Raw genomic sequence first — 20084 nt, forward strand, 5'->3', positions numbered from 1 at the left:
GAGTGGCCCTTTCCGCTTCGGTGCATCAATGCCCGTAACCGGGGCACCGGATCCCTCACAGAACACCGGAACCCGGGCTCGGACCCGAACCGGGACCCGAACCGGGGACAGATCAGGAAAGGGAAGCTCCTTCATGGACGCGATCGTGTTGCTGCGTGAGGACCACAAGAATGTGGAGAAACTGTTCAAACAGTTCGAGAAGACCGGCGACGACGACCACGCCGAACGCCGCAAGCTCGCGGACAAGATCATCGAAGAACTCACCACTCACGCGTTCATCGAGGAAGAGATCTTCTATCCCGCCGCCCGCGAATCCGCCCCCGATACCACCGACCACATCCTCGAAAGCGTCGAGGAACACCATGCCGTGGTGTGGATGCTGTCGGAGCTCAAGGACATGGATCCGGCCGATGAGCGTTTCAAGGCCAAGATGACCGTCCTCATCGAAAACGTCCGCCACCACGTCGAAGAGGAAGAGGACGACTGGTTCCCCGACGTCCGCAAGGCCATGGGACGCAACCGTCTCACCGAGCTCGGCGAGCAGATGCAGACCGCCAGGACGAAGGCACCCGCCAACCCCCTCGACGTACCCAGCGCCACCGAGTAGCCCCCGGGCACAATCAGGACTAGTGGTAACCAATAGCTCGAAATCAGGCATCATCCGAGGCCCCCGGTTTTCCTGATCCGGGGGCCGCCCGGACGTCGGGCCGTCCGACCCTCCACGAAGCCCGTTCTCGATGAGGACCGTGGCGGGCGCCCAGATCGGGCGCGCCAGTACCCGTCGGAGAGGTAGTGCGGCGAGGCCGGCAGTTCGGTGGCCAGGCCGTACAGGGTCAGGTGCTCCTCCACTCCGCACGCGACGAACCTGTCTCCGTTCCAGAGCTGGCCTGCGACCCCTGCGGCCCCTGCGACCGGCGCCTAACCGCTGACGTCGAGCGCCGTTCCGTAGAGCCGATCGACCTTCAGCCGGATGACGACCCGGCGCTCGGCCACCAGTTGCTCCAGGAACGCTTCCTCGCTCTCAGGCCTCGTGTGCTCCGGGATCATCCCGAGCAGTTCCCGACCGACCGCGTCGCCGGGAACCGTGGTGACCACGGAGACCTCGGCTTCGCCTTCGGCGACGGCGAACGACCACACGTCGGCGCCCTGCACATGCAGCGCCGCACGCGTATCGCGCCGTATATGCGTGACCTTGATGCGGTCTGCGGTCGTCGAGAACCGTACGACGCGGTCCTCGGGGTCCCAGGTGTAGAGCATGGTGGTCATATGGGGGTGACCGCTGCGCTTGACGGTGGCGAGCGTGCCGAACTGCTGCTTGCCGAGCAGCTCGGAGAGCGTTTCATCGGACAGGGGGCGAGGCGCTGGTCCTTGAGTCATGACCTGATGAACACTCATGGCCGTTCAGCAATTTCCCACAAGTGCGGGGAGGTCGCCGGTGGTGCGGGCGAACGTCTTCCCGCCCCGTCGACCGACGGTCGCAGGCTGGAGTGCAAGGAGCCTTGACAGACCAAGTGATTAGGCGCCATATTACTTGCATGACGAGGGACGAGATCGAGGGCGAGGCGCCCACACTCGACCAGGCCAGGCGGCAGGTGGAGCACTACGGCCTGGAGGTCGATCCACAGGCGGTACTGGTCGCCGTGCGTCTGATCTCGGCGGGGGCGAGGGTCGGGAGGGCGGCGGAGGCGCATTTCGCCAGATTCGGCCTGTCGACCGGACGCTACCGCCTGCTCGCCGACCTTGAGGACCACGGCGGGGAGAAATCCCCCTCGCACCTCGCGGCGGACCTCGGCGTCTCCAGAGCCACGGTTACCGGCCTGCTGGACGGCCTTGAGCGGGAAGGCCTGATCGCCCGCCGCCCGTCCACGGAGGACGGCCGGGGCACGGTGGCAATCCTGACCGCGCGCGGGGCGCAGCGCCTGCGCGACATGGCGTCCGAGCATTTCCAGCGACTTGAGGCAATGGTTGGCGGGCTCTCCGTCGACGAGCGCGCGGTGTTCCTGGATCTCCTGGCCCGCGTCGTACGCGGCAGTGCGGCCCTGACCGCCGACTGACCCGGCTTCCCACCGATTCGGCCCCGCCTTCGGGCAGGGCCGTTTTCACACCGCAATAGTTAGGCACCTAATCATTACGACGGGCATCAGGGCCTCCCCATGGCTCCCCGTCGCTTCACTCATCACCACAGGAAGAGGCAGACGTGCCCGCGACCAAGGACGCGACCCACCGGAACCAGCCACCCTCCCGGCCACCGCGGCGGTTCACGCTGTGGCGCGAGGTCCTGACCGCCTACGCCGCCCCCGCGCTGATGGCCGGCACCCCCGGAATCGTCACCGGGCGGTGGGACCTCGTCGTGGCCGCCTGTACGTCCATCGCCGGCACCTCCGCCGTGGTGGCGCTGCTGGTCGGCCTCTGGCTGGCGCACGGCGGACAGCCCCGGCCCTGGACCACGACCGCTCCCCGCGCCGCCCTGACCACCGCACTCGTCATCACCACCGTCGGCGCAGCGGCCCTGCTGGGGTGGTTCACCGGCCAGTGGATCCCCGCCCACACCCCCGTCCCCACCGCGCCATGGCTGGAACGTCTGCGCATCGACCTGCCGCTCTCCACGGCCCTCGCCACCACGATCGTCACCCTGCGCTGGCGGGGCTCCATCACCCCACCCCCGGCATAGCCGACCGGCACCACGACCACCGGTCCCACGCGTTCAAACCCCACCCTCACCCGCGCCCGGCGGCACCCCTGCCGGGCAGTCACCAGGAAATGAGCACACGATGATCGTCGTCATGGGAGCAACCGGAGCGACCGGAAACGCCCTGCTCCACAGCCTTCTCCCCCTCGGCACGCCCGTCCGCGCCCTGACTCGCACCCCCGACAGGCCGATCCCCGGCACAACCGGGGCCCAACCGCCCTTCCAGGTGCGGTACGCCGACGCCACCGACCCGCTCTCCCTGCACGAGGCGTTCCAGGGCGCACGGCAGCTCTTCCTCGCCATGGCCAACAGCCCCGCTCAGGTGGCGCTCGAAACCCGGGTCATCGACGTCGCCGCCCGCACCGGCATCGAGCACATAGTCAAGATCTCGGCGCCCGCCGCCGAACCCGACTCCCCGGTCGCCATTTCGCGAGGACACCACGCCGTTGAGGAACATCTGCGCGCGAGCGGCCTCAGCCACACCATTCTGCGCCCCTACGCCTTCATGCAGAACCTCCTGCGCCTGGCCCCCACCGTCGCTCAGGGCGCCATCTTCGCCACGACGGGCGACGCACCCTGCAACCACATCGACTGCCGCGACATCGGCGACATCGCCGCTGCCGCTCTCACCAGACCCGACATCGCCGGCGGCACCTACACCCTGACCGGACCGGAAGCCGTCTCCTACGCCGAACTCGCCAACCGGCTTTCCGCCCTGACCGGCCGACAGATCCGTTACGTCAACCTCACCCCGGACCAGCTCCGTGACGACCTCGTCCGCAACGCCCACATGCCGACATGGCTCGCCGACCATGTGGTGGAGATCCAACAGCTCGCCGTCGCCCGGCCCGAAACCCCGACCACCACAGTCACCGACATCCTCGGCCGGCCGCCCCGTACCCTCGACGCGTTCCTCCGCGAACACCACGGGCAGTTCCGCCGATAGCCGGTTGCTTCAAGTGGCCGCGGTCCCACTCAGCCATCGCCACGCCGTTCCGGCACAGCGGACCCGAGCCTACCCACGACATGCTCGGGCCACCTGCCGGTTCCGGCCTCAGCGGGACAGGGTGACCAGTCCCAATTCGTAGGCGCTGATGACGAGTTGGACCCAGTCCCGGGCGCCCAGTTTGCTGAGCAGCCGCGACACATGCGACTTGGCGGTGGCCACCGTGATGAAGAGGTCCTCGGCGATCTCGGTGTTCGACCGGCCGCGCCCGACCAGGGTCAGCACTTCGCGTTCCCGCTCGGTGATGCCCTCGACCGGCTGGGCGGGGCGTTCCGGGAGGGCTGGTGGGCGCTCGATGAAGTCCGCGATCAGGCGGCGCGTCACCGCCGGGGCGATCAGTGCGTCACCGGCGGCGACCACCCGGGCCGCCGCGAGGATGTCGTCCAGGGCCATGTCCTTGACCACGAAGCCGCTGGCTCCGGCCCGGAGGGCGCCGTACACGTAGTCGTCCTCGTCGAACGTGGTCAGGACCAGGACGCGTGTGGTTGCCGCACTCGCCGTGATCAGGCGCGTGGCCTCGATCCCGTCCATGCCGGGCATCCGGATGTCCATGACCACCACGTCAGGGCATATGTCCCTGACCAGGTGGACGGCCTCGGCGCCGTTGGCGGCTTCACCGACGACCTCCAGGTCCGGGTGATCGGCCATGATCACCCGGAGGCCGGACCGCACCAGCGGCTGGTCGTCGGCGAGCACCACCCGTACGGTCATCGGGTGTCCACCAGGCTGCCGACGGGTGCCGGCAGCGGCAGCCTGGCCGCGACCCGGAAGCCGCCCTCGGGGCGCGGTCCGGTGCTGAGGTGGCCGCCCAGGAGGCCGACCCGCTCCCGCATGCCGATGATGCCGAAGCCATGGGGCGAGCCGTGCGCGGTACCGCCGCGCCCGTCGTCGAGAACTTCCACGGACAGTTCCTCGTCTCCGTAGTCGATGGCCACCCGGCAGTGCCCGGTGCCCGCGTGGCGGACCACGTTGGTCAGCGCCTCCTGCACAATGCGGTAGGCGGACAGGTCGATGTCGGCCGGTACGGCGCGCTGCTCGCCACTGCGGCGCACGTCAACGCGTACTCCCGCGTCCTCGGTCGCCGCCGCGAGCCGTTCGACGTCCGCCAGGCCGGGCGCCGGTGCCAGGGGTGAGCGCTGCGAGGCGGTCCCGGCCCGGTCGGCCTGGCGGAGCGACACCAGTGTGCGCCGAAGGCCCGAAAGGGTCTCTCTGCTGGTGGCCTCGATGGCGCGCAGGGCCTCCCGGGCCTCGGTGGGCTGGGTCTGGATGACCCGGCCGGCCACACCGGCCTGGATGGCGATGATGCCGATGCTGTGCGCGACCATGTCGTGCAGCTCCCGGGCGATGCGCAGCCGTTCGGCGGTCACCGCCTCGGCCACCTCCTGGGCCCTCAACGCCACCGCGTGCTCGCGCCGCTCGCGGCTGAGCAGACCGGCCATGCACGACGCGGTCAGCGCCAGAAGGCCGATCACCACGTTGACGGTCACACCGTCTCCGTGCGCGAAGCCCCCGATCACCAGGAGCTGCACGGCGGCCGATACGGCCACGGCGACCATCGAAGCACGCCGTGCGCACGTGGCCACGATGAAGCCCAGTACGAGGTCCACCGCCAGGAACGCCAGGAACTGGCCCTGGTACGAGGCCTCCAGACTGTCCCCGGCCGCACTCGGCCGGCCCGCCACCACCGCCGTGGATCCGAAAAGCGTCACGGCCAGTGCCGTCAGCGGCGCCCATCGCACCAGTCCGGCGAGCAGGCTCACGGCCAGCAGCGCCCCGACACCGTGGACCGTGCCAGAGGCCCGGGGCGCGCCTCCCACCAGCAGACCCACCACCAGCAGGTAAGCGGCGGCTCCCGCGCAGGCCAGGGCCCTGGTTCTCGTCATCGGCGGCGTTCCGTCCCGCGCGCCGCACCGGGGTACGCGACGCGCACGGGCAGCCAAATGATCATCAAGGGGTTCACGCCGTGAGACTAACCGGCCACCTCCACCCTCGCATCAGCCCGGGGACGTACGCCCCCGGGTTGATACCCCCGCACGACTGCCGCCCACGGCCCCATGACCGCACGCGGGTTCCCCGGGCAGTGTGAGTGCCGTGATCGAAGTCAGCGAACTCACCAAGTGCTACGGCGGCAACACCGCCGTCGACCATCTGTCCTTCACCGTGCGGCCCGGCCAGGTCACCGGATTCCTCGGTCCCAACGGCGCCGGCAAGTCCACCACCCTGCGCATGATCCTCGGCCTGGACGCGCCCACCACCGGGACCGCCACCGTCAACGGCGTCCCCTTCCACCGCCACGCCCGCGGCCTGCGTCACGTCGGCGCCCTCCTCGACGCCGCGCAGATCCACGGCGGGCGCAGCGCCGCGGCCCACCTCGCCGCTCTGGCCCGCAGCAACGGCATCCCGCGACGCCGGGTCGACGAGGTGCTGGGGGAAGTGGGTCTCGCCGAGGTGGCGAACCGTCGTATCGGCGGATTCTCCCTCGGTATGAAGCAGCGGCTGGGCATCGCCACCGCTCTGCTCGGCGACCCGCCCGTGCTGATGTTCGACGAGCCGATCAACGGCATGGACCCGGAGGGGGTGCTCTGGGTACGTACGCTCTTCCGTCGCCTGGCGGCCGAGGGACGTACGGTCTTCCTCTCCAGCCACCTGATGTCGGAGATGGAGAACACCGCCGATCACCTGGTCGTCATCGGCCGGGGCCGCCTCATCGCCGCGGAACCCCTGCGGGAGTTCGCGGCCCGCGGCAACCGCCGCAGCGTGCTGGTCGCGACGCCGCAGGCCGCCGAGTTCACGGCCGTGCTGAGCGCGGCGGGTGCCTCGGTCGACCCGGAGGGCTCGGCGGGCGCCGAGAGACTCGCCGTGAGGGGGCTCCCCGCGGACCGGATCGGAGCGCTCGCCTTCGCCAACGGCATCCGGCTGGATGAACTGACCACCCGTAACGCCTCACTGGAGGCGGCCTTCATGGAACTGACCGCCGACAGCGTCGAATACCAGGCAGGACAAGCACGATGACCACACACGCCACCACCCAGGTCACACTTCAGGCGGATCCCCGCCCGCGCTTCGGCGACCTGCTCGCCGCCGAGTGGATCAAGGTGCGGTCCCTGCGGTCCACCCCGTGGACGATCGCCCTCACCCTCCTCTTCGTCGTCGGGTCCGCGGCCGTGGCCACGCTCGCGGACAAGGACGCCGCCTCGCATCCGGCCGATTTCCTGCCCTTCGACGCCTACCCGGCGGCCGGTTACTGGACGCTGATGCTGGTCGCCAGCACCATGGGGGCCCTCACCGTGGTGAGCGAGTACAGCAGCGGACTGATCCGCACCACCACCGTGGCCATTCCCGCCCGGGGTTCGCTCGTGCTGGCCAAGGCGGCCGTCACCGCCGCGCTGTGGACGGCGGTCGGCACGGCGGCGTCCGTCGGTTCCTTCCTCGTCTCCCAGGCCGTACTGGCGCGGCACCAGGGAGGTGTCCCGGTCACCCACCCGGGGGTGTTCCGCGCGCTCATCGCGTCCGCGTCGCTGGCTCCGGTGTGCGCCCTGGTCGGTCTGGGTCTCGGCGTCCTGCTCCGGCACACGGCCGGAACCATCATCGCCGGCGTCTTCGCCCTGCTGATGCTTCCCACCATGTTCTCGGAGAGCAACCGTTGGTCGGCAGACCTCAAACACACGCTGGTGTCGGCCGCCTGGAACCGTCTGATGCAGACCTGGGAGCCCGATCCCCACTCCCTGGGCTACACCGCCACGGTCCCCGGCTCCTGGGCCGTGTACGTCCTCTGGCCGCTGATCACCATCGCTCTCGCCGTGCTGGTGGTGAGGCGCCGCGATGTGTGACCGTGCCTTGCGGCTCCCCGGAGGTACGTAACGGCCGGGACGCGCTCGCAGAACGCGAATGGCTCAGGAATCCCGGTTGAGATCGGCCCAGTTGTGCGGCACATTGCGCCGATAGGTTGGAGGCATGACGAAGATCCGCGTCGGCTTCGCCACCAACGCCGCCCGCGCCTTCGTCCGCATCACCGCACAGTGACCGAACAGGAGCCACCCATGGCCGACACTTCGCAGACCACCCCCGACGCCCGCGCCGAGCAGCCGGTCGTCCCGGACCGTCCGGATCACCCCGCGACCCCGGGTGACGCGGCGATACGCCAGGCCCGTAACTCCGCCGCGTTCTGGGCCGCGACCGGAAAGTCCCGTGGCCATGAGGTGATCGAGCGGCGCGGATTCCTCGCCGTGCTCGGCGACAAGCGCGCCGGAACGCGTTTCCTGGTGCAGGAGCCCGACCTCGACGTACACGAGCTCGCCGAGTTGACCGAGCTGGCGGGCCGGTCGGCCGGGCCGGTGGATGCGGAGGATCCGTTCAGCTCCACCGACCTGGGTCATCTGGGCATGCGCAACTGGCAGATGCCGATCATGGTGCGCCCGCCCGGCCCGGTGCCGGGCCCCGCGATGGAGGTGGTCCGCGTCCAGCGGGCGCGCGAGCTGGAGGCTGCCGAGCAGATCGTGATCGCGGGCTTCGAGCTGGACAGATTCACCCCGTACCGTCCGGGCGAGCTGTTCCCCATGACACTCACCGAACAGCCGGGCGTGGACGTGTTCGTGGCCGTCCTCGACGGTGACGTGGTCGGAGCCGGCGTGACCGTTGTCCACGACGGGTTCGGCAGCCACTACTGGGTCGGCACGCCCCCGACGCTTCGCTCCCGAGGCGCCGGGCGGGCCGTCATGCTCGGCTCGCTGGCGCCCATGGCGAACCTGCCGGTGACACTCACCTCCTCACGGCTCGGACGCCCGCTGTACGAGTCGCTGGGCTTCACCGCCGTCACCGCGTCGACCTGGTGGTCCTCCCACTGACCACCACCCAGGGGTGACCGCGCACCCCCGCCCCGGCCGGGCCCCTGTTCACAGCGGGTAGGGCACGTCGGCCCGCGCGGTCCCGGCGGGCCGGCGGTGGAGGAGGCCCTGCGGTCCGCCAGTCCGCAGCTGCCACGGGTGCGGGCTGTCGGTGCTCACATGGAGGCGGTCGCCCTGGCGGCACAGGTGGAAGCGGGCCGCCTCGCCGGGGCCGTCGGTGCGCGGGATCACGACGGTGCGCTCGGCCCCGTCGGTGAAGGCGTGCACGCGCAGCTCCACCCCGTCCGCCCAGGCGGAGACGGGGTGCTGGTCGTCGGCCCCGAGCGGAATGACCGAGTCCGGGCGGGCGAGGAGCGGCAGGGTGTGGAAGCCGTGCTGCTCGCGGACCCAGCGCGGTCCGGTGATCCGGGCACCGGTCAGGACGTTGGTCCAGGCCCCTTCGGGCACGTAGTACTCCACCGTGCCGTCATCGGTGAAGACCGGGGCGACGAGCAGGTCCTCACCGAGCAGATACTGCCGGTCGAGGGTGGCGGCGGCCGGGTCGTCGGGGAATTCCAGCACCATGGCGCGCATCATCGGGATGCCGGTGGCGTGCGCCTGTTGGGCCGCGCGCTGGAGGTAGGGCGCGAGACGGTGCTTGAGCAGGGTGAACTCGCGGGTGACCTCGACGGCTTCCTGCCCGTAGTCCCACGGCACTCGGTAGGACCTGCTGCCGTGCAGACGGCTGTGCGAGGAGAGGAGGCCGAACTGCACCCATCTCTTGAAGACGGTGGGGGTCGGCGTGCCCTCGAAGCCGCCGATGTCGTGGCTCCAGAAACCGAAGCCGGACAGACCGAGTGAGAGTCCTCCGCGCAGCGACTCCGCCATGGCGTTGAAGTGCGACTCGCAGTCGCCGCCCCAGTGCACCGGGTACTGCTGTCCGCCCGCCGTGGCCGAACGGGCGAAGAGAAGTGCCTCGCCCTCCCCGCGTACCTCGCGCAGCAGCTCGAACACGGCCCGGTTGTACAGCTGGGTGTAGTAGTTGTGCATCAGCTCGGGGTCGGATCCGTCGTGCCAGACCACGTCGGTGGGGATGCGCTCGCCGAAGTCGGTCTTGAAGCAGTCCACGCCCTGCTCCAGCAGGGTACGCAGCTTCGCGAGGTACCAGTCGCGGGCGGCGGGGTTGGTGAAGTCCACCAAGGCCATACCTGGCTGCCACAGGTCCCACTGCCACACACTGCCGTCCGGGCGGCGCACCAGATAGCCCTGGCGCATGCCCTCCTCGAACATCGACGCCTTCTGCGCGATGTACGGATTGATCCAGGCGGAGATCCGCAGGCCCTGCTCCTTCAGCCGGGACAGCATGCCGGCCGGGTCGGGGAAGGTGTCGGAGTCCCACTCGAAGTCGCACCACTGGTACCCGCGCATCCAGAAGCAGTCGAGATGGAAGACGCTCAGCGGAATGCCGCGCTCGGCCATGCCGCCGACGAAGCGGTTGACGGTGGCCTCGTCGTAGTCGGTGGTGAAGGAGGTCGTGAGCCACAGGCCCAGCGCCCAGGCCGGGGGCAGTGCGGGACGGCCGGTGAGCGCGGTATAGCGCTCCAGGATCTGCTTCGGGGTGGGGCCGTGGACGACGAAGTACTCCAGTGACTGGTCCTCCACACTGAACTGCACCTGGCCGACGGACTCGGAGCCGACCTCGTAGCTCACCCTGCCCGGGTGGTTGACGAAGACGCCGTAACCCCGATTGGTGAGGTGGAAGGGGATGTTCTTGTAGGCCTGTTCGCTGCTGGTACCGCCGTCGGCCTGCCAGATGTCCACCACCTGCCCGTTCCTGATGAAGGGGGTGAACCGCTCCCCCAGTCCGTACACCGTCTCGCCCACGCCCAGGGCCAGTTGACCGAGCATGAAGTGGCGGCCCTCGGCGTCGGTGACGAAGCCGGTACCGCGCTCACCCACGGACGTCAGCACCTGGCCGCCGGCCGCGAACTCCAGGCGCCACGGCCGGGAGGTGTCCACCCGGAGGCTGAGTTCCCCGGAGCTGAGCTCGACCACCGCACCGTCCCTGCGCACCTTCCCCGCGCCCGGTTCCGCACCGGGAAGCGCGAACCGCGGGCCGCGCCGCACCGAACCGGCGTGGTGGGTGGCGCGCACCCCGATCACACCCTCGGCGGGCGACCAGCACTCCACGGTGAGCAGGGGGCCGTTGAGCGTGTCGCCCCGACCGCGTACGTGCTTGACCGGCGCGTACAGCGTCATCCGGTGTTCGTCGGCGGTGACGTCCGCGACCTCGGCGGCGTAGCGCGCGGTAACGCCCGGGCGCATCAGCCAGTAGCCGTCGGTGAACTTCATCGTGCGCATTCCTCGTTCTCTGGAGACGGGCGGCGGCCGTCCGCGTCGTGGGCGTCCTCGAAAAAAGGCAGGGTCAGAGCTTCGGTGCCAGACCGCGTTCGCGCAGCCAGGCGAGTTGCACGGGTGGGTTGGAGCCGTAGCCGCCGCCGTGGTCGGCGAACGGCCACACGGTCATGGTGCGGTCCTGGCCCGCGTAGTGGTTGAAGGCGGCGTAGACCGTGGAGGGCGGGCAGACGGGATCCATCAGGCCGACGCTGAACAGGGCGGGTGCGGTGGCCCGCTGGGCGAAGTGGACGCCGTCGAAGTAGTCCAGGGTGGCGAAGGTCCGCGCCACTCGGTGGCGACTGTGCCAGCGCAGATACCTGGCGATCTCCTGGTACGGCCCTTCGCCGCACATCTCGGCGGCCCGGCGGAAGTGGCACAGGTACGGCACGTCCGCCAACATCGCCGCCACGCGTTTCCCCGCGAGAGCCGCGACGGCGAGGGCCAGACCGCCGCCCTGGCTGCCGCCCGTCACCACCACGCGGTCGGCGTCGAGGCCGGGCAGCTCGGCGACGGCGTCCACCGCGCGTACACAGTCGGTCATCAGCCGCCGGTAGTAGTAGTGGTCGGGTGAGTCGATGCCCCGGGTCATGAAGCCCTCGGCCCACTGCGTGCCGTCGCCCGCGCCGCGGTCGGGGGTGTCGTGGCCCTGTCCCCGGCTGTCGACGACGAGGTGGGCGTAACCGGCGGCCGACCACAGGAGGTGGTCGGTGGGAAGTCCGCGTCCGGCGCAGTAGCCGAGGAAGGTGACCACGACGGGCAGTGGTCCGTCCGCGGCGCGCGGGCGCAGCAGCCAGGCGGCCACCGGCTCGCCGTCCCAGCCGGGAAAGCGCACGTCGTCGACCTCGACCGTGCTCAGCCGGTGGTGCGCTGTGACTCGTTCGGCCTTCACCGCCTGGTCGTGCGAGCGGGCTTCGGTGAGGGTCCGCTGCCAGAAGGTGTCGAAGTCCTTCGGGACGGACACCTGGGGGCGGTGGCCGATGAGTTCGTCAAGGCCGAGGTCCGTGAGCGGCATGGGGCTTCCTCCAGACAGGTGGGGCGGCGACACGACGATGGACGCGGGGCGAGCGGTGGGAGAGCCCGGGTGCGGACGGGCGGTGGGCTCGCCCGCTTTCGGACGGGGCCGCCGGGCTGCGGTATGCGGCCGTCAGTCGTCGGCCGCGGCGAAGCCGAAGGCGGCGAGGCGGAAGGCTCCGTGCAGGATGATCCGCAGGTCGTGAACGCCGTCGACGGGGTCGGGGAGTTCGGCCGCGATCGTCGTCCACGTATACCGGTCGCCGGTGACGGGGACATCGAGCTCTGCCAACAACCTCTCATCCGACCGAAGTTCGAGGCGCGCCTCGCCGGGGTCCGCGCCCTCGCGGGCCGTCTCGGATTCGAACCGGACCGCTCCGGAGAGGTCGACGCCGTGGAAGAGCAGCGATCCGGGGCGGGCCGGGTCAGTGGGAGTGACCGCGTCACCGCTGGTACGGGTGGCGTCGACGATGGTGGTGTCCGCGTGGTCGTCGAAGTCGACGGCGAGGGTCCGGCGTCCGGTGACGGCACGGGGTGCGGGGGGCGTTCCGGTCACGGTGAGTGCCGCGGTGAGGACCGGGTGTCCGGCGGAGCGGGCCACGATGATCTCGTAGCCGCCGGGGTCGACCGTGAAGGCACCGGTGGCGACGTCCCAGTGGGCGAGCCGTTCGGCCGGCAGCCGGAACGTCACCTCCCTGCTCTCGCCCGGCTCCAGCCGGACCTTGCGGAAGTCCGCGAGGCGCAGCCGGGGAGCCTCATAGCGGGCGTCCAGGGCCCGGGTGTAGAGCTGGACCACCTCGCTGCCGCCGCGCGACCCGGTGTTGGCCAGGTTCACCGTCACCTCGACCGAGGCGTCCTGGGCTATGACCGACCGCGAGAGCCGCACGTCGCGGTAGGTGAACTCGGTGTAGGACAGGCCGTGGCCGAAGGGGTAGCGGGGGGTGGGGCGGTGGTACTGGTAGGTCCAGCCCGCCTTGATGATGTCGTAGTCGAGCGGGTCGGGGAGCGGGTCGTCGCCCCGGTACCAGGTCTGCGGCAGACGGCCGGCGGGCTCGGCCGCGCCGAGCAGCACGGCGGCCAGCGCGTGGCCCGTCTCCTGTCCTGCGTGGCAGCTCCACACCAGGGCGGGCAGGTGTTCGTCGGCCCAGTCCACGGCGTACGGATAGCTGCTCATGACCACCAGCGCGGTCCGCGGGCGGACGGCGGCGACCGCACGCAGCAACGCCTCCTGCCCCTCGGGCAGGCCGATGTCCGCGCGGTCCTCGGTCTCTCGGCCGTTGACCATCGGGTGGTTGCCGAGGACGACCACCGCCACGTCGGCGTTCTGGGCCGCCTCCCGCGCCTCGGCCGCTCCCTCGCGCAGCAGTTCGCGCTGCCAGCGCTCGGCGGTGTCGGCGGTCGCGGCGGTGACGGTGACCCGGCCGTCTGCCGGGTCGACGGCCGCGTAGCGCCCGGTGAGCGCGGAGCGCAGCAGCACGGCGCCCTGTTCGGCCGGTTCCAGCCGGAAGGTCTCGTGGATCTCCCAGCTCTTGAGGAGCTCCTTGTCGGCGGCCAGTGAGCCGTCGTCGCACAGGCTCAGATAGCGGCCGGTGTCGGCGGTACGCAGGGTCAGCGTGCCGCGGCCCCAGTCGACGGCGTCGAAGGCGGTCTTGCCCAGTGGGTCGCCGGTGGTGTGCGAGCGCAGGACGATCCGGTCGGAACCCTCCACGTGGACGACCTCGCCGCCGTGGGCGCCGAGCGCCGTGGCGAGTCCGGCGGCGATGGAGACCTGGTACGGCATGGTGGCGCTGTACCAGTCCTCGCACAGGGTGTCGGCGAGCGGGCCGATGACGGCGATCCGCGGTGTCCGTGCCGGGTCGATCGGCAGCAGGCCGTCGTTCTTGAGCAGCACCACCGACTCGGTGGCGGCCTCCCGGGCCAGGGCGCGGTGCCCGGGGCAGTCGATCACCTCGGGTCCGATCCGGGCGAAGGGGTCCAGTTCGGGATCGAACTCGCCCAGTCGGAAGCGCAGTTCCAGTTGGCGGCGGACCGCACGGTTCACGTCGCTCTCGTCGATCAGGCCGCGCTCCAGCGCTCGGCGCAGCCGGCCGACCACCGTGGCGTTGTCCTCGCCGTGGTCGGTGAAGCTGTCGATACCGGCCTTGAGCGCCGCCGCGTGGGAGTCGGCGTGGTCGTCGAAGTAGTGCTCCGGGTCGACCAGGTTGGAGGGGGCCTCGGCGTCGCTCACCACGAACAGTTCATGGCCCGTCGGCCGCGCCCAGCGGCGCAGCTCCGCCTCGATGAGCGGACTCACATGGCAGGGGCGGCCGTTGACGAGGTTGTACGCGGCCATCGCGCCCGTCGCGGCGCCGGAGGCGACGACGGGGCGGAAGGCGGCGAGGTCGTACTCGTGCAGGACGCGCGGGCGCAGTCCGGAGGAGGTGGTGCAGCGGTCGTCCTCGTTGTTGTAGGCGAGGAAGTGTTTGAGCACCGGGGCGACCCGCAGATAGGCCGGGTGGTCGCCGGACAGGCCGCGGCAGTACGCCTCGCCGAGCCGGGCGGTGTGCAGCGGGTCCTCGGAGTAGCCCTCCTCGTTGCGCCCCCAGCGCGGGTCGCGCAGCAGGTTCAGGACGGGTGCCCATGCCTGGAGGCTGATGGGGCCGCGGTCGGGGGCCATCAGCGGTGCGCGGTGGTGGTGGAAGGCGCGCAGCTCGACCGAGACCGCCTCGGCGACCCGGCGCGCCAGGTCCTCGTCCCAGGTCGCGCCGAGGCCGACGGCCTGCGGAAAGGCGGTCGCCACGCCCTGCCAGGCGACGCCGTGCAGGGCTTCGCTGCCGGTACGGAAGGCGGCCACACCCAGGCGCGGGACAGCCGGCGCGTACTGGTGCAGCATCGCGATCCGTTCGTCGGGGGTGAGCCGTTCGAGCAGGTCGTCGACACGCTTGCGCAGCGGTAGCGCGGGATCACGGAAGGGTGGCGGATCTACTGCGGAGGCGGAGAGGGAACTCAACGTGAACACCCTTCGGCAGGCGGGGCGCTGTGGCTGTTCGTCGAAGCGCATCGACGCTGACACGGACCGAAGAGGACTGTCAACTCCCCACACCACCAAGGATTTTAGATTTGTTCAGTCCCTTGCCGAATCCAGGACGCGTCACTACTCTCGCCGGAACATCCAAGCGCTTCGACGCTTCACCGGGGAAGGGCACTCCACCATGGGAACCGGGTTGAACCGCAGAAGTTTCCTCACGTCCGCCGCGACGATCGCGGGCGTCACCTCGATGGCACCGCTGTTGTCCGCGTGCGGCGGGGGGTCCCACCGGCGCAGCGGCGCGAACACCAAGGAGGGGCTCAGGGCGGCGCTGCCGTCCTATGTGCCCCACACCGCGTTCAAGGCCGACATACCGTCCGTCCAGGGCGGACCGGACGCCGCGACGGACGCCGCGTTCCTGTCCTACCCCGCCTCCCCGGCCGCCACGGTCTCCGGCGTCCCGGGCAAGGGCGGCCACTACAGCGCGGTCACGCCTCTGTGGGGCACCGTCCCGCCGGTCGGCAACTCCTTCTACCAGGCGATGAACAAGGCCCTGGGCGTCGACCTCAAGGTCAAGCCCGCGGACGGGAACCACTACGACACCATCATCCCGACCATGACCGCCGCCAGGAAACTGCCGGACTGGATCCAGTTGCCGACCTGGTGGAACCCCAACTTCCACACCGGGGACCTGGCCGGCACCCAGCTCGCCGACCTCACTCCCTACCTGTCCGGCGACAACATCAAGAAATACCCCAACCTCGCCGCGATCCCCACCGGTGCCTGGCAGGTCTGCACCTGGGGCGACAAGCTGTACGGCATTCCCTCCTTCTCCACCAAGTTCATGATCGCCGGAGCCACCTACTACCGCCGGGACATCTTCGAATCACGCGGTATCACCGCCGACCAGGTGAAGTCGGCCGACGACCTGATGAACCTGGGCAAGGAGCTGACCGACGCCAAGCGGGGCGTGTGGGCCTTCGACGATGTATGGACCTACCTGTACACCTGCTGGGGCGCCCCGCTCAAGTGGAAGGTCGAGAACGGCAAGCTGGTCCACCTCTTCGAGACCCCGGAGTTCCTCGAAGCCCTCGACTGGCACCACCGTCTGGCCACCGCCGGGTATGTGCACCCGGCCGCGTTGGCGGGCGACAATGCCAACGCCCCCACCCGCTTCTACAGCGGCAAGGTGCTGATCCAGGGCGGTGGGACCGGCGCCTGGAATCTGCCCGACCACCAGTCCGGTGTGGCCGCGAACGAGAAGTACCGGCGCGGCGCCTTCAACATCCTCGCCGCGGACGGGAAGAGCACACCCGTGGTGTACATGGGCGCTTCCACCAGCATGGTGAGCTATCTCAACGCCCGGCTGAAGCCCGCCCAGATCGAGGAACTGCTCGGCGTCGCCAACTACTTGGCCGCCCCGTACGGCTCGGCCGAGTACACCCTCGTCAACTTCGGGGCCGAGGGCGTCCACCACCGCCGCGTCAACGGCGTGCCGACCTTCACCGAGGAGGGGAAGAAGGACGTCCAGGCGCAGACCTTCCCCTTCCTGGCCGGGCCCTCCGCCGTGATCAGCAACCCCGGGGCCGAGGTGGTCACCCGGGACTACGCGGCCTGGCAGGCCGCCAACGTCAAGTCCCTCACCAAGCCCGCCTTCTGGGGCATGAACATCAGCATGCCCCAGGCGATGGCCACCGCCGAGGCCGCACAGGGCGTCCAGGACACCATCAAGGACTGCTACCACGGCAAGAAGAAGGTCTCCGACGTGCAGGCCGCCGTCGCCACCTGGAAGTCCGGGCCCGGAGGCCGGCTCAAGGGGTGGATGACCGACAACGTCCTCGCCAAGTACGGTTCAGGCCAGTGAGCACCGTACGCCCCGACAGCGCGCCGGTACCGGCGCGGCTCAGCCGGCGGGTCAGGCTGCGACGCGACCGGACGCTCCTGCTGATGACGCTGCCCGCGATCGTCCTGCTCCTGGTCTTCAACTACCTCCCGCTGTTCGGTGTGGTCACCGCCTTCCAGGACTACGACCCGCTGGTCGGCGTCTGGCACAGCGAATGGGTCGGGTTCGACCAGTTCCAGCAGCTCTTCGGCGACCCGCTGTTCTGGGGGGCGATGAAGAACACGCTGTATCTGAGCCTCGTACAGCTGATCCTCTTCTTCCCGGTACCGATCGCGCTGGCCCTGCTGCTCAATTCGGTGCTCAGCGAGCGGTTGCGCAACTTCGTCCAGTCCGTTCTCTATCTGCCGCACTTCTTCTCCTGGGTGCTGGCGATCACGATCTTCCAGCAGATGCTCGGCGGCGCGGGCATTCTCAACCAGTTCCTGCGCCAGCACGACTTCAGTCCCTGGAACATCATGACCAATCCCGACACCTTCGCCCTGCTGATCACCTCCCAGGCGATCTGGAAGGAGGCGGGCTGGGGCATCATCGTCTTCCTCGCCGCCCTCAGCGCGATCAACAGCGAGTTGTACGAGGCCGCGGCGGCGGACGGCGCGGGACGCCTCCGGCGCATGTGGCACATCACGCTGCCCGGCCTGCGCGGGGTGATCGTCCTGATGCTGGTGCTGCGGCTCGGCAACGCGCTGTCGGTGGGCTTCGAGCAGTTCCTGATCCAGCGGGACGCGGTCGGCCACGACGCCGCGGACGTCCTGGACACCTTCTCCTTCTACTACGGCATCACGACAGGCAACTACAGCTATGGCGCGGCGGCGGGGCTCTTCAAGGGCGTGATCTCACTGCTGCTCATCTGGGGCGCCAACCGGCTGGCACACGCCTTCGGCGAGGACGGGTTGTACCGGAAATGACCGACACACTCACGATCGGCTCCAGGAGAGCCAAACGCGACGCCACGGCGGAATCGCGGCGCAGGGCACGGGCCGCCCGCCCGCCCTGGGAGGAGCCGCCGACCGCCGTCGGCCAGACCGCCAAGGGGCTGACCATCGGCGGCATGCTCGCCATCGTCCTGATCCCGCTCTGGATCATCACGCTGACCAGCTTCTCCACCCCCGGCGCCGTCAACCGGGCCGGCGGCCTGGTGATCTGGCCCGACGGTCTGAGCATTGAGGCGTACCGCCAGATGCTCCGCGACTCGACCGTCCTCACCGCGCTGCTGGTGAGCCTCGGCATCACGGTCGTCGGTACGGCGATCTCCATGGCCGTCTCGGTCCTGTGCGCCTACGGCCTGTCACGGCCGCGCTCCCTCGGCCACCGCTTCCTGCTGATCCTGCTGATCATCACGATGTTCGTCAGCGGCGGTCTGATTCCGAGCTTCCTCGTCGTCACCGAGCTCGGCGGCTACGGCCAGTGGTGGGCGCTCATCCTGCCGAGCGCGGTGTCGGTCTTCAACATCCTGGTACTGCGGGCGTTCTACCAGGGCACCTCCGCCGAACTCATCGACGCGGCCCGTATGGACGGCGCGGGAGACTGGCGCATCCTGTGGTCGGTCGTCCTGCCCACCTCACGCGCCGTCACCGCCGTGACCGCGCTCTTCTACGCCGTGGGCTACTGGAACTCCTTCTTCAACGTCATGCTCTACATGCCGACGGACAGTCAGAAGTGGCCGCTGCAATACGTGTTGCTCACCTACGTCAACCGCGGGAACGGCATGCCGGGTTCCGTCAACGCGGGCTTCGGCAGCACCCAGGCGCAGACCGCGCCGCTCTCCCTGCAGATGGCGGTCGTGGTCCTCACCCTGATACCACTGGTGATCGTGTACCCGTTCGTCCAGAAGCACCTGCGCACCGGTGTCCTCACCGGCGCGATCAAGGGCTGAGCCGGGTACGCCCCACCGACCGGGAGCGGCGCGCCGCCGGGCCTCCCCGCCTCGCCGGCGGCGCCGCTCCCCTCCACAGAACCGACCCGGAGGAAGCACGCCGATGGTGACACTCGCCGATGTGGCCAGATACGCCGGCGTCTCGTCGAGCACGGTCAGCTACGCGCTCAGCGGGAAGCGACCGATCTCCGACGAGACCAGGAACCGCATCGAGCGGGCCATCGCGGACCTGGGCTACCACCCCCACGCCGGCGCCCGCGCCCTGGCCGGCAAACGCTCCCACATCATCGCCCTGGTGGTGCCGCTCCACACCGAGGTGTACGTGCCCACCATGATGGAGATCGCCATCGCGGTGACCGTGGCGGCCCGCGAGCACGGTTACGACGTCCTGCTGCTCACCAACGACGAGGGCCCCGAGGGGGTGCGGCGGGTGGCGGCCAGCGGACTCGCCGACGGGGTCATCCTCATGGACGTCACCCTGGACGACGACCGCATCGCGGTCCTGCGCGCCCAGGGCACCCCGGCCGCGCTCATCGGACTGCCCGGTGACCCGTCCGGACTCTCCTGCGTCGACCACGACTTCGCCACGGCGGGCGCGCTCTGCGCGGACCACCTCGCCGACCTCGGCCACCGCGACATCGCCTTCATCGGCTACAGCAGCGGTGTGTACCGGCGGCACGCCGGCTACGCCGAACGTACGCTGAACGGCTTCCGTGAACGCGCCCTGCGGCGCGGTCTGCGCTTTCTGCACCGGCCCTGCGAGGGCACGTACGAGAGCACCGCGGGCACCCTGGCCCGCATCATCGCCGATCGCCCGGACACCACCGGGTTCGTCGTGCAGAACGAGGGCGCGATCGGCCCGCTGCTGAGCCTGCTGCGCGCCGGCGGGCGGACCGTACCGGAGGACACCTCGGTGATCGCCATCTGTCCCGAACCGCTCGCGGAACAGCACTCCCCGCGCCTCACGGCCGTGACCGGCCCGAAGAAGGAGCTCGGTCAGGTCGCCGTCGAACAGGTCATGGCCAGGATCACCGCCGCGGCCGGGGGCGGGCAGCCGGAGGACGCACTGCTGCTGATCGCACCGGAACTGGTGATCCGCGAGAGCACCGCCCCGGTCGCGCGGTGACGTGCGCCGTCGAGAGCACCACCAGAGGGAGGTTCTCCACATGCAGATACGTCAGCTCACCGACCGTCTGGGTGGTCTCGCCTTCGGCGGGGACTACAACCCCGAGCAGTGGGACGAGGAGGTGTGGAAGCAGGACGACGACCTGATGCGCCGGGCGCGGGTCAACCTGGCCACCGTGGGCGTCTTCTCCTGGGCGCTGCTGGAACCGGAGGAGGGCCGTTACGACTTCGCCGGGCTCGACTCCCACCT

The 20084-nt window shown here is 70.0% G+C and carries 18 protein-coding genes; 12 read left to right on the forward strand and 6 right to left on the reverse strand.

All coding sequences use genetic code 11. The features are described from left to right. Nucleotides 1-133 precede the first annotated feature (133 nt). A complete protein-coding gene (locus tag ACJA3G_RS09005; protein ID WP_406552368.1) occupies nucleotides 134-607 on the forward strand; it encodes a hemerythrin domain-containing protein in 474 nt (157 codons plus the stop codon). A gap of 311 nt (nucleotides 608-918) precedes the next feature. On the opposite strand, the gene ACJA3G_RS09010 is transcribed toward ACJA3G_RS09005, so the two are convergent. Next, nucleotides 919-1377, reverse strand: a complete 459-nt coding sequence (locus ACJA3G_RS09010) for a pyridoxamine 5'-phosphate oxidase family protein (RefSeq protein ID WP_406552369.1) — start codon at nucleotides 1375-1377, stop codon at nucleotides 919-921. 158 nt (nucleotides 1378-1535) lie between these two features. Here ACJA3G_RS09010 and ACJA3G_RS09015 point away from each other — a divergent pair, with 158 nt between their 5' ends. The 3 genes from ACJA3G_RS09015 (at nucleotide 1536) to ACJA3G_RS09025 (ending at nucleotide 3635) form a co-directional block, all read left to right on the forward strand. Continuing rightward, entirely contained in the window at nucleotides 1536-2054 is a 519-nt protein-coding gene (locus ACJA3G_RS09015; RefSeq protein WP_406552370.1) for a MarR family winged helix-turn-helix transcriptional regulator, read from the forward strand. Between the two features lie 143 nt (nucleotides 2055-2197). Beyond that, nucleotides 2198-2671, forward strand: a complete 474-nt coding sequence (locus ACJA3G_RS09020) for a hypothetical protein (protein ID WP_406552371.1) — start codon at nucleotides 2198-2200, stop codon at nucleotides 2669-2671. 112 nt (nucleotides 2672-2783) lie between these two features. Further along, nucleotides 2784-3635 (forward strand): SDR family oxidoreductase, encoded by an 852-nt coding sequence (locus tag ACJA3G_RS09025; protein WP_406552372.1) that lies wholly within the window; start codon nucleotides 2784-2786, stop codon nucleotides 3633-3635. 108 nt (nucleotides 3636-3743) lie between these two features. On the opposite strand, the gene ACJA3G_RS09030 is transcribed toward ACJA3G_RS09025, so the two are convergent. Together ACJA3G_RS09030 and ACJA3G_RS09035 are read right to left on the reverse strand one after the other, a co-directional pair. Continuing rightward, nucleotides 3744-4406: a response regulator gene (locus ACJA3G_RS09030; protein ID WP_406552373.1), complete on the reverse strand. Its 663-nt coding sequence runs from the start codon at nucleotides 4404-4406 to the stop codon at nucleotides 3744-3746. Beyond that, nucleotides 4403-5578, reverse strand: coding sequence for a sensor histidine kinase (locus ACJA3G_RS09035; protein ID WP_406552374.1), 1176 nt, complete (start codon nucleotides 5576-5578; stop codon nucleotides 4403-4405). Before ACJA3G_RS09035 ends, ACJA3G_RS09030 begins: the two co-directional genes overlap by 4 nt. A 208-nt stretch (nucleotides 5579-5786) precedes the next feature. Here ACJA3G_RS09035 and ACJA3G_RS09040 point away from each other — a divergent pair, with 208 nt between their 5' ends. From ACJA3G_RS09040 to ACJA3G_RS09050, 3 genes are all read left to right on the forward strand, one after another. Then, the gene (locus ACJA3G_RS09040) at nucleotides 5787-6707 is read left to right on the forward strand and encodes an ATP-binding cassette domain-containing protein (protein WP_406552375.1); all 921 of its coding nucleotides are present in this window, start codon (nucleotides 5787-5789) and stop codon (nucleotides 6705-6707) included. Continuing rightward, nucleotides 6704-7525, forward strand: a complete 822-nt coding sequence (locus ACJA3G_RS09045) for an ABC transporter permease (RefSeq protein ID WP_406552376.1) — start codon at nucleotides 6704-6706, stop codon at nucleotides 7523-7525. The genes ACJA3G_RS09040 and ACJA3G_RS09045 overlap by 4 nt, the downstream gene beginning before the upstream one ends. Before the next feature lie 210 nt (nucleotides 7526-7735). After that, a complete protein-coding gene (locus ACJA3G_RS09050; protein WP_406552377.1) occupies nucleotides 7736-8539 on the forward strand; it encodes a GNAT family N-acetyltransferase in 804 nt (267 codons plus the stop codon). Nucleotides 8540-8587: 48 nt separating this feature from the next. Here ACJA3G_RS09050 and yicI read toward each other — a convergent pair whose 3' ends face one another. The 3 genes from yicI to ACJA3G_RS09065 all read right to left on the reverse strand — a co-directional run bounded on the left by yicI (nucleotide 8588) and on the right by ACJA3G_RS09065 (nucleotide 14915). Beyond that, the gene (yicI, locus tag ACJA3G_RS09055) at nucleotides 8588-10870 is read right to left on the reverse strand and encodes an alpha-xylosidase (RefSeq protein WP_406552378.1); all 2283 of its coding nucleotides are present in this window, start codon (nucleotides 10868-10870) and stop codon (nucleotides 8588-8590) included. Nucleotides 10871-10943: 73 nt separating this feature from the next. Then, nucleotides 10944-11927 carry an acetylxylan esterase gene (locus ACJA3G_RS09060; protein WP_406552379.1) on the reverse strand — a complete coding sequence of 328 codons (984 nt, stop codon included), beginning with the start codon at nucleotides 11925-11927 and terminating at the stop codon, nucleotides 10944-10946. Nucleotides 11928-12059: 132 nt separating this feature from the next. Then, entirely contained in the window at nucleotides 12060-14915 is a 2856-nt protein-coding gene (locus ACJA3G_RS09065; protein WP_406552380.1) for a glycoside hydrolase family 3 C-terminal domain-containing protein, read from the reverse strand. A gap of 202 nt (nucleotides 14916-15117) precedes the next feature. On the opposite strand from ACJA3G_RS09065, the gene ACJA3G_RS09070 reads away from it, so the two are divergent. From ACJA3G_RS09070 to ACJA3G_RS09090, 5 genes are all read left to right on the forward strand, one after another. Next, complete coding sequence (locus ACJA3G_RS09070; protein WP_406552381.1) at nucleotides 15118-16797, forward strand: ABC transporter substrate-binding protein; 1680 nt, start codon at nucleotides 15118-15120, stop codon at nucleotides 16795-16797. Continuing rightward, on the forward strand, nucleotides 16794-17741 hold the full coding sequence (locus ACJA3G_RS09075) for an ABC transporter permease (RefSeq protein WP_406552382.1): 948 nt from the start codon (nucleotides 16794-16796) through the stop codon (nucleotides 17739-17741). Before ACJA3G_RS09070 ends, ACJA3G_RS09075 begins: the two co-directional genes overlap by 4 nt. Further along, nucleotides 17738-18709, forward strand: a complete 972-nt coding sequence (locus ACJA3G_RS09080) for a carbohydrate ABC transporter permease (protein ID WP_406552383.1) — start codon at nucleotides 17738-17740, stop codon at nucleotides 18707-18709. The genes ACJA3G_RS09075 and ACJA3G_RS09080 overlap by 4 nt, the downstream gene beginning before the upstream one ends. Nucleotides 18710-18812: 103 nt before the next feature. Next, on the forward strand, nucleotides 18813-19835 hold the full coding sequence (locus tag ACJA3G_RS09085; protein ID WP_406552384.1) for a LacI family DNA-binding transcriptional regulator: 1023 nt from the start codon (nucleotides 18813-18815) through the stop codon (nucleotides 19833-19835). Between the two features lie 40 nt (nucleotides 19836-19875). Beyond that, nucleotides 19876-20084, forward strand: a 209-nt coding sequence (locus ACJA3G_RS09090) for a beta-galactosidase (RefSeq protein WP_406552385.1), incomplete at its 3' end; no start/stop codon positions are given.

The organism is Streptomyces sp. YS-3 (assembly GCF_045257485.1).
Taxonomy (GTDB): domain Bacteria; phylum Actinomycetota; class Actinomycetes; order Streptomycetales; family Streptomycetaceae; genus Streptomyces.

What these genes read in the sequence shown, in the direction of transcription:
- ACJA3G_RS09030 (WP_406552373.1), bottom strand. Translation starts at nt 4,406, where the DNA reads ATGACCGTACGGGTGGTGCTCGCCGACGACCAGCCGCTGGTGCGGTCC.
- ACJA3G_RS09025 (WP_406552372.1), top strand. Translation starts at nt 2,784, where the DNA reads ATGGGAGCAACCGGAGCGACCGGAAACGCCCTGCTCCACAGCCTTCTC.
- ACJA3G_RS09005 (WP_406552368.1), top strand. Translation starts at nt 134, where the DNA reads ATGGACGCGATCGTGTTGCTGCGTGAGGACCACAAGAATGTGGAGAAA.
- ACJA3G_RS09085 (WP_406552384.1), top strand. Translation starts at nt 18,813, where the DNA reads ATGGTGACACTCGCCGATGTGGCCAGATACGCCGGCGTCTCGTCGAGC.
- ACJA3G_RS09015 (WP_406552370.1), top strand. Translation starts at nt 1,536, where the DNA reads ATGACGAGGGACGAGATCGAGGGCGAGGCGCCCACACTCGACCAGGCC.
- ACJA3G_RS09045 (WP_406552376.1), top strand. Translation starts at nt 6,704, where the DNA reads ATGACCACACACGCCACCACCCAGGTCACACTTCAGGCGGATCCCCGC.
- ACJA3G_RS09035 (WP_406552374.1), bottom strand. Translation starts at nt 5,578, where the DNA reads ATGACGAGAACCAGGGCCCTGGCCTGCGCGGGAGCCGCCGCTTACCTG.
- ACJA3G_RS09060 (WP_406552379.1), bottom strand. Translation starts at nt 11,927, where the DNA reads ATGCCGCTCACGGACCTCGGCCTTGACGAACTCATCGGCCACCGCCCC.
- yicI (WP_406552378.1), bottom strand. Translation starts at nt 10,870, where the DNA reads ATGAAGTTCACCGACGGCTACTGGCTGATGCGCCCGGGCGTTACCGCG.
- ACJA3G_RS09070 (WP_406552381.1), top strand. Translation starts at nt 15,118, where the DNA reads ATGGGAACCGGGTTGAACCGCAGAAGTTTCCTCACGTCCGCCGCGACG.
- ACJA3G_RS09080 (WP_406552383.1), top strand. Translation starts at nt 17,738, where the DNA reads ATGACCGACACACTCACGATCGGCTCCAGGAGAGCCAAACGCGACGCC.
- ACJA3G_RS09010 (WP_406552369.1), bottom strand. Translation starts at nt 1,377, where the DNA reads ATGACTCAAGGACCAGCGCCTCGCCCCCTGTCCGATGAAACGCTCTCC.
- ACJA3G_RS09050 (WP_406552377.1), top strand. Translation starts at nt 7,736, where the DNA reads ATGGCCGACACTTCGCAGACCACCCCCGACGCCCGCGCCGAGCAGCCG.